General features: G+C 29.5%; 11 protein-coding genes. 2 read left to right on the forward strand and 9 right to left on the reverse strand.

The window, feature by feature from the left end; translation table 11 throughout:
* Positions 1–4: 4 nt before the first annotated feature.
* The 6 genes from ACY2RW_RS08080 to ACY2RW_RS08105 all read right to left on the reverse strand — a co-directional run bounded on the left by ACY2RW_RS08080 (position 5) and on the right by ACY2RW_RS08105 (position 7,832).
* Entirely contained in the window at positions 5–1,885 is a 1,881-nt protein-coding gene (locus ACY2RW_RS08080; RefSeq protein WP_490122208.1) for a hypothetical protein, read from the reverse strand.
* 61 nt (positions 1,886–1,946) lie between these two features.
* The gene (locus ACY2RW_RS08085; RefSeq protein WP_490122209.1) at positions 1,947–2,924 is read right to left on the reverse strand and encodes a polyprenyl synthetase family protein; all 978 of its coding nucleotides are present in this window, start codon (positions 2,922–2,924) and stop codon (positions 1,947–1,949) included.
* 63 nt (positions 2,925–2,987) lie between these two features.
* On the reverse strand, positions 2,988–4,199 hold the full coding sequence (locus ACY2RW_RS08090) for an NAD(P)/FAD-dependent oxidoreductase (protein WP_490122210.1): 1,212 nt from the start codon (positions 4,197–4,199) through the stop codon (positions 2,988–2,990).
* 3 nt (positions 4,200–4,202) lie between these two features.
* Positions 4,203–5,243, reverse strand: a complete 1,041-nt coding sequence (gene rlmN, locus ACY2RW_RS08095) for a dual-specificity RNA methyltransferase RlmN (protein WP_490122211.1) — start codon at positions 5,241–5,243, stop codon at positions 4,203–4,205.
* 233 nt (positions 5,244–5,476) lie between these two features.
* Positions 5,477–6,526 (reverse strand): tRNA preQ1(34) S-adenosylmethionine ribosyltransferase-isomerase QueA, encoded by a 1,050-nt coding sequence (gene queA, locus ACY2RW_RS08100; RefSeq protein WP_490122212.1) that lies wholly within the window; start codon positions 6,524–6,526, stop codon positions 5,477–5,479.
* 76 nt (positions 6,527–6,602) lie between these two features.
* Positions 6,603–7,832, reverse strand: coding sequence for a 3-phosphoshikimate 1-carboxyvinyltransferase (locus ACY2RW_RS08105; RefSeq protein WP_490122213.1), 1,230 nt, complete (start codon positions 7,830–7,832; stop codon positions 6,603–6,605).
* Between the two features lie 56 nt (positions 7,833–7,888).
* Between ACY2RW_RS08105 and ACY2RW_RS08110 the strand changes: the two genes are divergently transcribed.
* Both ACY2RW_RS08110 and ACY2RW_RS08115 read left to right on the forward strand, forming a co-directional pair.
* Positions 7,889–10,996: a VPS10 domain-containing protein gene (locus ACY2RW_RS08110; RefSeq protein WP_490122214.1), complete on the forward strand. Its 3,108-nt coding sequence runs from the start codon at positions 7,889–7,891 to the stop codon at positions 10,994–10,996.
* 250 nt (positions 10,997–11,246) lie between these two features.
* Entirely contained in the window at positions 11,247–11,858 is a 612-nt protein-coding gene (locus ACY2RW_RS08115) for a hypothetical protein (RefSeq protein WP_490122215.1), read from the forward strand.
* Between the two features lie 8 nt (positions 11,859–11,866).
* On the opposite strand, the gene ACY2RW_RS08120 is transcribed toward ACY2RW_RS08115, so the two are convergent.
* From ACY2RW_RS08120 to ACY2RW_RS08130, 3 genes are all read right to left on the reverse strand, one after another.
* Entirely contained in the window at positions 11,867–12,115 is a 249-nt protein-coding gene (locus ACY2RW_RS08120; RefSeq protein ID WP_490122216.1) for a hypothetical protein, read from the reverse strand.
* Between the two features lies 1 nt (position 12,116).
* Entirely contained in the window at positions 12,117–12,443 is a 327-nt protein-coding gene (locus ACY2RW_RS08125; RefSeq protein WP_490122217.1) for a nucleotide pyrophosphohydrolase, read from the reverse strand.
* A gap of 397 nt (positions 12,444–12,840) precedes the next feature.
* The gene (locus tag ACY2RW_RS08130) at positions 12,841–13,614 is read right to left on the reverse strand and encodes an alpha/beta fold hydrolase (RefSeq protein ID WP_490122218.1); all 774 of its coding nucleotides are present in this window, start codon (positions 13,612–13,614) and stop codon (positions 12,841–12,843) included.
* Between the last annotated feature and the right edge of the window lie 63 nt (positions 13,615–13,677).

The raw sequence follows: 13,677 nt of genomic DNA on the forward strand, positions 1-13,677 counted from the left end.
AAAATTATTTTTCACAATTCTCACAATACGTTTTTCTTAAATATTCGTTTTCTAAAAGCTGAAAGGTTACCCCTTCATTTAAGGAAGAATTAAACAATTTACAAAATCGTTTTTTGTTCATTTCTATGGCATTTAACATTATAGTTCTATAATTTTGAGAAGCTATAGAGTAGGTGTCTATTAAAGTTAAATTCAGGTAATAGAATAATAAATCTTCATCTACAGTAATGGTTCTTACTTTATCCTCTAGCAATTCTATGGCTTCATCTGTATTTGCATAAAAGGTTAAAAACTGAGCCAAACTTAGATAATCAAAATTAGAAAGTTTAAAGTTTTCATAAGTATCAATAATAAAATCTACAGAGTCATCTTTTTTGTCATACTCTCTACTTCTCATATTTTTTTCGGCTTTTACAATATGAAAATTTACCAACATTCTGTCTATTAAATTTTTTGAAATTCCGTATTTTTTTAAATCTGTAATTTGTTTTTTAAAGTTATTTTCGTTGATTGCTTCCCAGTTATATCTCCAAATAATAAATCTTGTAACGACTAAGTTGTACTTTATTTTTTTGTTTTTAGGATCTAAAATTTCTAACATTTTTAATTCATCAAAAGCAATCTTTGCGTATTTTACATCTATATCATACTTAATAATACTATTTTTATTTAGTATTGAAATGTATTTGGCTTGTTTAGGTACATTTAATTGTTTTAATAAATCTGGAGAATTTTCTTTCTTGATATGCTCAAAAATTGAATTTTGAACTACCAAAGCTTCGCTAATATCATCTTTAGAAATTAAATCTTTAAAAGTAGTTATTAACTGGGTTTTAGACATGTTTTTATACTTGTCTTTCTTTTCTAAATCTAAAATAATTACTGCTTTTCTATGGTTTTTTAGGTAGGTTTCTAGCTCTTTAGAAACTGTACCAACAACTTTTGATTTTATTTCTTTTTTTGATAGCTTTTTAAAATCTTTATACTTTGTTTTGCTTATATCATTTAAAAATTCTACCCAATTTTCTGAGGACGAAATCTCTGTTACAATATTGGGTTTTTGGAATGATTGTAATGAATTTACAATGCTATTTGCTCTTTTTTTCTGAAGCTCTACATTTCTAGTTAAACTACCCTCTATAGATGAATAAGCTTTTATATTTATTTTTTTGATATTAAAATCGGTAAGTTTAAGACTATCATACAAAGGTTTGATATCTTCTGAAGAATATACAGATTTATTCTTTTTAAAGGGGATTACAAACTTTAATGTTTTGTATTTGGTTACAAATTTATCATTAGAGGATATTTTTTTGTCTTTATAAGTTAATGAATCTAAATAGACGCCCATATCTAATAAATCCCATGGATAAGATTCTAAATTATAAGTGCTGTGATACATACAAAAACTCTTATTATTTAAAAATAAAATATTAAATTCTAAGGCTTCATTTTTTAAATTTTCTGGCACTAGACCAACAAAAGTTTTATAATTTTTAGAAGATGTAGTTTTAAAACCTCTTAATAGTTGTTTTGCAAATACGGGTTTTAATAAAGTTCCTCTTATTTGAGCTTTTTCAACAGTTGTATTGCATTCGTATCTTTTTTTAGAAACGACATCTATAGCCAAACCATCTCCAGATTTTTTAAAAATATTTAAAAACCATTTTTTATCATTTGTAGAAAAGTAAAGCTTATTTCCTTCTCTTTTAATACTAAATCTTACTTCTTTAGGTTTGTTTTTGAATGTATTTGTAAAGTAGTTGCACTTAGTAGCTCTTTCTTCATTAGATTTTGGAAAATATACTCCATTTACTAATTGTGCATTTGTTGGTAATAAACAGTATAAAAATAGTGTGAAAAGTAATAAGTATTTATTTTTCATAGCGTAGATAAAATAAAATTTTTAGTTGATAAATTTAATTGAAATAAAAATCTTTTACAAGTTATATTTTACGTTCTACAACATAATCTATCATTGTTAATAGAGAGTCTTTATATTCTGATTTTGGGTAGTTTTCTAAGATAGTTAACGCTTTATTTTTATAGTCGTTCATTTTGGAAATAGTATATTCTATTCCTCCATTTTCTTTTACAAAAGCAATCACTTCTTTTACTCTTTTCTTGTCTTTGTTATATTTTTTGATAGAATTGATAATCCAGGCTTTTTCTTTTTTAGAACAGGTATTTAAAGTATGAATTAGTGGCAATGTCATTTTTTGTTCTTTGATATCAATTCCTGTAGGTTTTCCAATTTTATCATCTGTATAATCAAACAAATCGTCTTTAATTTGAAATGCAATACCAATATACTCTCCAAACTTTCGCATTTGTTGAACAGTATCGTTATTTGCACCTACAGAAGCTGCTCCAATACCACAGCATGCAGCAATGAGAGTAGCAGTTTTTTTACGAATAATATCAAAATAAATAGCTTCTGTAATATCTAGCTTTCTGGCTTTTTCTATTTGTAATAATTCGCCTTCACTCATTTCACGAACTGCAATAGAAATCAGTTTTAGTAAATCAAAATCCTCATTATCAATAGATAAAAGGAGTCCTTTAGACAGCATAAAATCGCCCACTAAAACTGCAATTTTATTTTTCCAAAGTGCATTTATAGAGAAAAATCCTCTACGTCTGTTAGAGTCATCAACCACATCATCATGCACTAAAGTTGCTGTATGAATCAATTCAACCACAGAAGCACCTCTATACGTTCTCTCATCAAAACCACCATTAGAAACCATTTTAGCGACTAGAAAAACAAACATTGGTCGCATTTGTTTTCCTTTTCTACGAACAATGTAATAGGTAATTCTGTTTAATAGCGGAACTTTAGAGAGCATAGCATCTTTGAACTTTTCTTCAAAGAGTTCCATTTCATTTTTAATAGGTTGTTTTATTAGCTCTACAGGTTTCATACAATATCAAAAGTAGAAAAATTTTAACGTACTTATTTTTAATTTGTGTGTTAAAAATAGATTTTACCTTTTTAAATTAAATTTCTTTTTTATGTTACCAGCATAAGAAAGGATTACTCTTGATAATATCTTATCAAATTTAAATTCGAAAAGCGTATTAATAAGTGTATCAATAGTTGTTAGTTTTTTAAACTGAGCTACTCTTTTTTCGATTTTTTCATCTGTGTTCTTGGTGTAAAATCTTCTTGCTCCAAATTCGCTCAACCTCCAACTAAAAAGGTGTTTAGAGCGCCAATTACTTCTGTATTTTTTAAAATTAGCTTTGCCTGTTTTTAAGTAGGTGTCTACATAAACTGCAGCTAAATCTGCACTTTTCATTGCATACCTAATTCCTTCTCCTCCTAAAGGGTTTACTGCAGAAATTGCATCGCCCACAGCAATAACTTGGTCTTTGTAAAAAGTGTCTTGAATGCTACTACTATAGCGTAAAGTTCCTCCATGTACATCTAAAAGCTCGTAATTATCAGCAGAAAGAAATTCAGAAATTACTTTTTTTATAAGTAATTTCATGTTGTCTTGTACTTTACTGTCTTCTTTAAGAAAGATTTTACCAGAACCAACTTTTAAAATGTTTTTTTCCATTGGAAAAACCCAAGAATACCCATTTATTGCCCATTTATGTCCTAGAAAGAATAATAATGTGTCTTTGCATTTTTCATAGACAGTGTCATCTACTTTTATCAAATATTCGATACCAGTTGCAATGTCCATTTCTGGTTGTTCTGATTTAGAATCGTACATTACTTTTCTTAAAGGACCAGTTGCATCAACTAAAATTTTAGCACTAATTGCTATTTTTTCTTTCGTTTTTGTATTTGTAAAATGTGCAATAACTTTATCTGCTTCGTATTTTTTATGAGTGTATTTATGACTCATTAATACCTCTGCACCATAATTTTTAGCCTCATCTGATAAAAAATGTCTTAGTTTGGCAAAATCTAAAACAACTCCTTTGTTTTCTTCTGCTTTCCATTGATGTAGCTCTTTTGTACATTGAATACTTAAGTTTTTCCAATAGGAGCCAATTATGTTTTCTGGCAAATTAAATTCTTCTAAAGGTTTTAATGTCATTCCTGCACTAGAAAAATTATTCTCATCAAAAGAATTAAACCTCTCTACCAACAAAACTTTATGTCCTTTTTTAGAGAGCACTCTTGCACATTGTCCTCCTGCTGGTCCACCACCTATAACAATTACATCATAGTATTCTTTCATTACTTATTTTACTTTATTTGCCAGCTGCCCACAAGCAGCATCAATATCTTTTCCTCTACTTCTTCTTACATTTACTGTAATGTCGTGCATTTCTAAATTAGAAATATAGTTGTTAATGGCTGTATTGCTTGCTTGTTGAAATTGACCATCATCTATAGGATTGTATTCTATTAAATTGACTTTACATGGTACGTGTTTGCAAAAATCGACCAAAGCTTTTATGTCTTCTTTTCTATCATTAATTCCGTTCCAAACTACATATTCATAGGTAATTGCACGTTTTGTTTTTTCGTACCAATATTCTAAAGATGCTCTTAAATCTTTTAAAGGGAAATTGGTGTTAAATGGCATGATAGACGTCCTTACTTCATCTATTGCAGAGTGTAAGGAAACTGCCAAATTAAATTTTACTTCTTCATCTGCCATTTTTTTAATCATTTTTGGCAGGCCAGAAGTAGAAAGTGTTATTCTTTTTGATGACATTCCTAAACCTTCTGGAGATGTAATCATTTCTATAGATTTTAGTACATTTTTGTAGTTCATTAATGGCTCACCCATTCCCATAAAAACAATATTTGTTAATTTATGATTGTGATATAACCTACTTTGCTTGTCAATTACTACAACTTGATCGTAAATTTCATCAGGATTTAAATTACGCATTCTTTTTAAACGAGCTGTTGCGCAAAATTTGCAATCTAAACTACAACCAACTTGGCTAGAAACACATGCTGTTGTTCTTTTTTCTGTTGGAATTAAAACAGATTCTACCACCAAACCATCATGTAATTTTATACCATTTTTTATGGTACCATCATTACTTTTTTGCATTGAATCTACCTTAATATGGTTGATGACAAAATTCTTTTCTAACATTTCTCTAGTTTCTTTAGAAATGTTGGTCATTTCTTTAAAGTTATGCAAAGATTTGCCCCAAAGCCATTCGTAAACTTGATTTCCACGAAAAGCTTTATCGCCATTTTCTACAAAAAATGTCCTTAATTGTTCTTTAGATAAAGCTCTGATGTCTTTCTTTTTACTCAAGTTTTTATTTTTTTAAAAAATTGAACTGCAAAAATACACATATAATTTGAAGTTACTCCTATTGTTAGCAAGTAGGTTGCGTTAGTGATTGAAATGGCATCCTTTTTTTGAGGTACGAAAAAAAAGATATAATTGAAAGCACGACCTTTTAGGTAACGCCCAAACAAAAAACTGATACTTAAATGAGTATCAGTTTTTGAATATTGAACGTTAAATTCTAAATTTTGAATTCTTTATATAATTAGCATTGCATCTCCATAAGTAGAGAATCTGTATTTTTCTTTAATTGCTTCTTTATAGGCTTCCATTAAAAAATCATATCCTGCAAAAGCTGCAGCCATCATCATTAAAGTAGATTTTGGCTCATGAAAATTTGTTATCATTGCGTTTGCAATACTAAAATCATAGGGAGGAAAAATAAATTTATTGGTCCATCCTTGGTAAGCGTTTAATTGTTGATTAGAGGAAACAGAAGATTCTATAGTTCTCATTACTGTTGTACCAACAGCACAAATTTTTCTTTTTTCTTTTTTTGCAGCATTAATTTTATCTGCAGAGCTAGTAGGGATTTCTATTTGCTCTGAATCCATTTTGTGTTTCGATAAATCTTCTACTTCTACTGGGCTAAAAGTACCTAAACCAATATGTAAAGTCATTTCTGCAAAGTCTACACCTTTAATTTCTAAACGTTTTAAAAGATGTTTAGAAAAATGCAAACCTGCAGATGGTGCAGCAACTGCTCCTTCGTTTTTTGCATAAATTGTTTGGTAGCGTTCTTGGTCTAATTCTTCTACTTCTCTTTTAATTGCTTTAGGTAAAGGAGTTTCTCCTAACTCTAATAATTTGGCTCTAAATTCTTCGTAACTTCCATCAAACAAAAAACGTAGTGTTCTTCCTCTAGAAGTTGTATTGTCTATAACTTCTGCAACCAAACTATCATCTTCACCAAAAAACAGTTTATTACCAATTCTTATTTTTCTTGCAGGATCTACTAAAACATCCCACAATCTATTTTCTGCATTTAGTTCTCTCAATAAAAAAACCTCGATTCTTGCACCAGTTTTTTCTTTGTTACCATACATTCTTGCAGGAAAAACTTTTGTATTATTTAGCATCATTATATCACCTTCATCAAAGTAATTAATAACATCTTTAAATAATTTGTGTTCTATGGTTTGTTTTTCTCTATTTAATACCATCAAACGAGATTCATCTCTATGTTCTGCAGGATAAATTGCTAACAATTCTTTTGGTAAATCGTACTCAAAGTGTGATAATTTCATAAAATAATATGGGCTTTTAAAAGCGGCAAATATACGATATCAAGATAGGCGTTGTCAAGTGTTTGCCAATTTATCTTTACAGTTTATTTATTTTAATACCAATCTGTTGCATATCTTCCCAAAATTTTTGATAAGATTTTGTAACTACTTCTGCATCTAAAATTATAATTGGAACTTTTAGTGCTAAAGGAGCAAAAGCCATAGCCATTCTATGATCATTATAGGTTTTTATGGCAATATTTTCTTTTATTTCTGTTGCTTTTTCTAAATGTAAACTTTTATTTGTTACTGTTATTAAAGCGCCTAAATTGGTTAATTCTTCTTTTAAAGCTTCTAACCTGTCTGTTTCTTTAATTTTTAGCGTGTGCAGACCTGTTAAATTGCAAGAAACTCCTTCAGAAAAACAAGTAACTGCAATGGTTTGGGCAATATCTGGCGCATTTCTTAAATCTATTTCTAAAGTTTTTTTGTTAGTTTCTTTTTCTTTTTTTAGCGTGATGAAATTTTCTCCAAAAAAGGTAGAAACGCCAAAGTGTTGATAGATTTCTGCCAAACAAGAATCGCCTTGCAAGCTTTCTTTTTTATATGCAGAGAGTTTAATTTCTGAACCAATTTCTGCAGATGCAACTATCGAATAAAAATAACTAGCAGAAGACCAATCGCTTTCTACTACAATTGTTTGTTTAGCAATTTCTTTTTTAGGAATTACTTTAATGGTATTTCCTTCAAAATTGGCATCAATATTTAATTGATGTAATAAGCTCAATGTCATGTTTATATATGGAATTGAGGTGATTTCGCCAATTAATTCTATTGTTAATCCGTTTTCTAGTTTTGAAGCAATTAATAATAATGAAGAGATATATTGGCTACTTACATTTCCATTAATTTTAACTTTATCTGTAGTTATTTTCCTTCCTTTTATTAGAATTGGTGGATATCCTACTTTATCTTCATAAGAAATAGCTGCTCCTAAATCTTTTAGTGCGTTTACTAAAATTTCAATAGGTCTGTTTTGCATTCTTTCAGAACCTGTAAGAACTGTTTCTCTTCCTTCTTGTACTGCAAAATAGGATGTTAAAAAACGCATTGCTGTTCCTGCATGACCAATATCTACAATTTTTTTATCTGTAGAAAGTGCGTGTTGCATGTGTATAGAATCATCGGAATCTGATAAGTTTTTAATAGAAATTTCTGGAAATAAATTTTGTAAAATTAATAATCTGTTAGACTCACTTTTAGAACCAGAAATTGTTATTTCTTCTTTTATTTTTTTATTCTCTAAAACATTTAACAATATGTCCATTCTACAAATTGATTTTAATTCTTATTTTTAATGCCAAACTTTCTAACTAACCAAATATGAAAAAATTAATTTTTCTTGCTTTTTGCATCTTATTATCAGCAAACGCCAAAGTTAATGCACAAAAAAAATCTACCAAAGTTTCTGAGGAATATTTTAGTGCAATAAAATGGCGAAATATTGGTCCTTTTAGAGGAGGAAGAAGCGCAGCTGTTACTGGTGTTGCAGATAAAGCAAATCTTTTTTACATGGGAGCAACTGGTGGTGGAGTATGGAAAACTACTGATGCTGGAGGAACTTGGCAAAATATTTCTGATGGTTTTTTTGGTGGTTCTGTGGGTGCTGTAGCTGTTTCTGAATCTGATAACAATGTAATTTATGTTGGTATGGGAGAAAAAACAGTACGTGGAAATGTTTCTTCTGGAGATGGAATTTGGAAATCTGAAAATGCTGGAAAAACATGGAGACATATAGGATTAAAAAACGCAAGGCATATTCCTAGAATGCGTATTCATCCTAAAAATCCTAACATTGTATTTGCAGGAGTTATGGGAGATTTGTACAAACCTACACAAGAAAGAGGTGTTTATAAATCTGTAGATGGTGGAGAAACTTGGAAAAAAGTTCTATTTGCCAATGAAAATGCTGGAGTTGTAGACCTAATCATCGACCCAAACAATCTAAGAGTTTTATATGCCACTACTTGGAATGTGAGAAGAACTCCATATAGTTTGTCTTCTGGAGGAGAAGGCTCTGCACTTTGGAAAAGTACAGATTCTGGAGAAACTTGGACAAATATCTCTACCAACAAAGGTTTACCAACTGGAATTTGGGGTATTGCAGGTGTTACAGTTTCACCAGTAAATTCTGATATTGTGTATGCTTTAATCGAAAATAAAAAAGGAGGAGTTTATAAATCTACAGACGCTGGAAAAACTTGGAAACTTATCAATTCTGAAAGAAAATTACGCCAAAGAGCTTGGTATTATACTCGTTTATATGCAGATACACAAGATGAAGATATTTTATACGTATTAAATGTGAGGTATCATAAATCTACAGATGGTGGAAAAACATACAAAACTTACAATGCACCTCATGGAGATCATCATGATTTATGGATTGCTCCTGAAGACAACCAAAGAATGATTATTGGTGATGATGGTGGAGCACAAGTTTCTTTTGATGCTGGCGAAAATTGGAGTACTTACATGAATCAACCTACGTCACAATTTTACAGAGTTACTACAGACAATCATTTTCCTTATCGAATTTTAGCTGCACAACAAGACAATTCTACCATTAGAATTGCCCATAGAACAAATGGCAGATTTATTACAGAATCTGATTGGAGTTCTACTGCTGGTGGAGAAAGTGCGCACATTGCTGTAGATCCACTAAATAATGACATCGTTTATGGAGGAAGTTATGGAGGGTTATTAACTAGAAAAAATCATACAACAAACGAAACTCGTGCCATAAATGTATGGCCAGATGATCCTATGGGTCATGGAGCAGAAGATTTTAAATATCGTTTTCAATGGAATTTTCCAATCTTCTTTTCGCCAAATAATAAAAAGAGATTGTATGCAGCTTCTAACCATTTGCATGTTACCGAAAATGAAGGACAATCTTGGAAATTAATCAGTCCAGATTTAACTAGAAACGACCCAAAAACCTTAAAATCTTCTGGAGGGCCAATTACGCAAGACAATACTGGTGTAGAGTATTATGGAACCATATTTGCTGCTACAGAATTTGCTTTAGAACCAGGATTAATTTGGACAGGATCTGATGATGGTTTGGTGCATGTTTCTAAAAATAATGGTGAAACTTGGGACAATGTAACCCCAAAAAAAATGCCAGAATGGATGATGATTAATTGCATTGAAGTAGACCCTTTTGATAAGGGAAGTGCATACGTTGTTGGAACAAAATATAAAACTGGAGATTATAAACCATACATTTATAAAACAGAAAATTATGGAAAATCTTGGAAACAAATTACTAACGGAATTGCAGATGAAGATTTTACAAGAGCATTAAGAGCAGATCCAAAACGTAAAGGTTTGCTATATGCAGGTACAGAAAGAGGTATGTATATTTCTTTTGATGATGGTAAAAACTGGCAATCTTTTAAACAAAACTTACCTATTGTACCTATTACAGATTTAACGATTAAAGATGATAATTTAATTGCAGCAACCCAAGGTCGTTCTCTATGGATTATAGATGATTTAACTCCACTTCATCAATTAAACAGATCAATTTTAAAAGAAAATGTAGTTTTATTTAAGCCAAAAGACGCTTATAATATGAGTGGTGGTCGTGGAAGAAGTTCTAGAACTGCAGGTACAAATCATCCAGGAGGAGTAGCTATTAATTATTATATTAAAGAAAAAGGAGAAAAAGACGTAGTTTCTTTATCCATTTTTGATTTAAATGATAATCTTATCAAAAAATACAGTACAAAACCTAACAAAGAAAAGAAAGAAGAAAAATTAAAAGTAGAAGATGGAAATAATATTTTTTACTGGAATATGATGTATCCTGGAGCAGAATCTGTAAAAGGAATGATTTTATGGTGGGCGTCTTTATCTGGGCCAATGGCTTTACCAGGAACGTATAAAGTAGAGTTGGCTGTGAATGATAAAAAAATGAACCAGCGTTTTTCAATTTTAAGAAATCCTATGTCTGAAGCAACAGAAGCAGATATGAAAGCGCAGTTTGATTTTATTAATGATATCAACACCAAAATGACAGAAATTCATAAGGCATTAAAAAATGTGAAAAAAATTCGTTCTCAAGTGGGGCTGTTAAAAAAATCAATAAAAGATAAAAAGAAATATAAAGAATTGTTAGATTATGCAGATACTTTGGTAAAAGATATGACTAAAATTGAAGAAACATTATATCAAACAAAATCTAAAAGTGGGCAAGATCCTTTAAACTTTCCAATTCGTTTAAATAATAAATTAGGGCATTTAAACTCGTTAACAAGAATTGGTAATTATGCACCTACCCAACAAGCAATCGACTTTAAAAATGAAATTACCAAAGAAATAAATGTCGAGCTAAATAAACTCAATTCAATTTTTAATATAAGAGTTAAAGAATTGAATAAAAAAGTTAAAGAAAGTGATATTGATTTAATTCAACTAGATTAATTACTTTCAAAAGAATTAGAGGCTGCCTAAAAAGTTAATTTATCTGTCCTTTTGAGCCTTTCGTCTTCACTCAAGACAGGCTTTGTAGAAAAATCTATGTAATTGATTTTGAATAAATAAGATTTCTCCATTACAGTCGAAATGACAAATTTTAATACTTTTCAGACAGCCTCTTTTTTTTGTGTAAACTTTTTCTATTTTAAAAAATAGTAATAGATTTACACTTTTAACCCCTATAAACTTATTTTTGATGAAGAAAAAAATAATCTTCGCAAGCGTCCTTTTCCTTTTAATTACGGCTTCTAGTCAGTTTATTTTTCATTTAGATATTAATAGGCAATCTTACGATTCTAAAATTATTGCTATCTCTGGTAAACAAAGAGTGTATAGCCAGCAAATTACTAAAATTGCATTGTATGCAAACGAGGTAAAAGATTTGTATAGGTATTATATAGATTTAGACTCTTTAGCAACTATTGTTGATGATTTTTCTCAAGATAATTTTTATTTAAAAAACATTACTTCAAAAAATTATAAAAATGATAAGACAGTTGCTCTTTTTAAAGAAAATCAAATTTATTTTAGAAGAATTATAGAAGCTGCAAACAAAACAATAGATTACCCTGATGACCAAGAAATGTTTGAACAATTTGTAAAAGGAGTAAAGAATAACGAAGCAAAATTTTCTGCAACAATGGATGATTTGGTAAATGAATACCAAGCCATTTCCGAACAAAAATTAAGAGGTTTTGAAAAAATATTAACCCTTTATAGTATTGTAACTTTACTTTTTTTAATTCTTGTACTATGGTTTATTATTATTCCGCTTTACAAAAAAGGAAAAGTTATAGATGCTAAATAATTTACAGACTATTTCATGTTTTTATTGGTAATCCATAAACCATAAATGGAACTAAATAATAATTTATAACCAAAGAAAGTTTTCCATTTACCACCTTCAAAATTATTTTTTGAAACTGTTTCAAAATCTCCAGAAAAAATTGCTGAAGCACTATTAATTAAGAGCGAAATTATAATAACTAAAACAAAAAAAGGAATGGTAACTTTGGCAAAATTTGTCCAAAAGACAGGCTGTTTTATTTTTTCTAGGAATGACATTTTATGTTAGTTTTTTATTGTTATGATGGCGATCATGATCGCGCTTGGTTTTAATATCTAATTTCTTTTCAAACGCTTCTTCTAAATTAACACCAGTTTGATTTGCCAAACATAAAACTACAAAAAGTACATCTGCCAACTCTTCTCCTAAATCTTTGTTTTTGTCAGATTCTTTTTCGCTTTGCTCTCCATAACGTCTTGCAATAATCCTAGCAACCTCACCAACTTCTTCTGTTAGTTGTGCCATATTTGTAAGCTCGTTAAAATAACGAACACCATGATTTTTAATCCAATCATCTACTTGTTTTTGCGCGTTTTCTATGTTCATATTTCGTTTATTAAAAGATTCAAGATTAAAAAAACAAAGATAACCTTTATGAAATAATTTGGTTTGTATCTAGTCTTAAAAAAATATAACTTCGCTAACTCATCTTAAAGTGAATTAAATCTCACTTTATCATTAGAGTTGTGCAACAATATGAAAAAACGAAATCGAATAATATTTATCATAGGAATTACATTGATTTATACATCGATTGTTTTATTCATTTACCCTAAAGAATCTGAATTCTATTTAAAAAGTGACATTAAAGAATTTGAGAATTTTTTAATTCCTATTTCCGCAATTTTTTCATTTGTAATTGTCTTTTTAGCATTCCTTGACAAAAAAGATTTTACTAAATTAGTTGCTCAAACATGCAACAAAACATACACACGTTAACAAATTACCCCAAAAACTCAGAAACCACCTCATAAAAATCTTTTGGGTTTTCTGCATGCAACCAATGCCCTGCATTTTTAATTTCTACAATTTTTGAATTAGGAAAATGTGCTTCTATAATTGGCTCTTCTTCTTGAGTGATATAATCTGACTTGTCACCCTTTAAAAACAAAGTTTGTTTCTCAAAAACTGTAAAAGGAGGCAAAGCTTCACCTACTTCTACGTTGTTTTGAGTTAAAGATTCTAAATTAAAACGATAGGCTAATTGCCCTTTTTCTTTCCAATATATACTCTTTAATAAAAACTGACGAACTCCAAATTCTGGTATCAATTCAGATAGTTTTTTATCTACCAGTTTTCTAGTGTTTTGTATAGAAAAATCTATGGAATTTAATCCCGCTAAAATGGCATTATGATGAGGTTCATATTTTCTTGGAGAAATATCTACAATTATGAGTTTATCTATAAAATCTGGGTAAGTAACTGCGAATAACATCGCTGTTTTTCCACCCATAGAATGCCCTATTAAATAGATTTTTTCTAATTGATGATAATTAATATAATTAAATAAATCTTCTACTAAAACTTCATAATTAAATTCATCTTCATGAAAACTACGTCCATGATTTCTTTGGTCTATAAGATGTACTTGATAATTTTTAGAAAACTGATTTCCTAAGGATTTCCAATTATCAGACATGCCAAAATAACCATGTAAAATTAATAAAGGCATCCCTTCACCTTTTATTGTGGCATGTAAAATTGATTGATTAGACATTTAAATAGCTTTAGTTTATCAATTACCAATAAAGTTTTATTAGTAACTGATTTTATATATTTT

It is taken from the genome of Polaribacter sp. 2305UL8-11 (assembly GCF_058147165.1).

Bases quoted from the DNA above. Each gene is read 5' to 3' on its own strand.
- ACY2RW_RS08115 (WP_490122215.1), top strand. From the start codon at position 11,247: ATGAAGAAAAAAATAATCTTCGCAAGCGTCCTTTTCCTTTTAATTACG.
- ACY2RW_RS08085 (WP_490122209.1), bottom strand. From the start codon at position 2,924: ATGAAACCTGTAGAGCTAATAAAACAACCTATTAAAAATGAAATGGAA.
- ACY2RW_RS08125 (WP_490122217.1), bottom strand. From the start codon at position 12,443: ATGAACATAGAAAACGCGCAAAAACAAGTAGATGATTGGATTAAAAAT.
- ACY2RW_RS08110 (WP_490122214.1), top strand. From the start codon at position 7,889: ATGAAAAAATTAATTTTTCTTGCTTTTTGCATCTTATTATCAGCAAAC.
- ACY2RW_RS08105 (WP_490122213.1), bottom strand. From the start codon at position 7,832: ATGGACATATTGTTAAATGTTTTAGAGAATAAAAAAATAAAAGAAGAA.
- ACY2RW_RS08080 (WP_490122208.1), bottom strand. From the start codon at position 1,885: ATGAAAAATAAATACTTATTACTTTTCACACTATTTTTATACTGTTTA.
- ACY2RW_RS08130 (WP_490122218.1), bottom strand. From the start codon at position 13,614: ATGTCTAATCAATCAATTTTACATGCCACAATAAAAGGTGAAGGGATG.
- ACY2RW_RS08120 (WP_490122216.1), bottom strand. From the start codon at position 12,115: ATGTCATTCCTAGAAAAAATAAAACAGCCTGTCTTTTGGACAAATTTT.
- ACY2RW_RS08090 (WP_490122210.1), bottom strand. From the start codon at position 4,199: ATGAAAGAATACTATGATGTAATTGTTATAGGTGGTGGACCAGCAGGA.
- queA (WP_490122212.1), bottom strand. From the start codon at position 6,526: ATGAAATTATCACACTTTGAGTACGATTTACCAAAAGAATTGTTAGCA.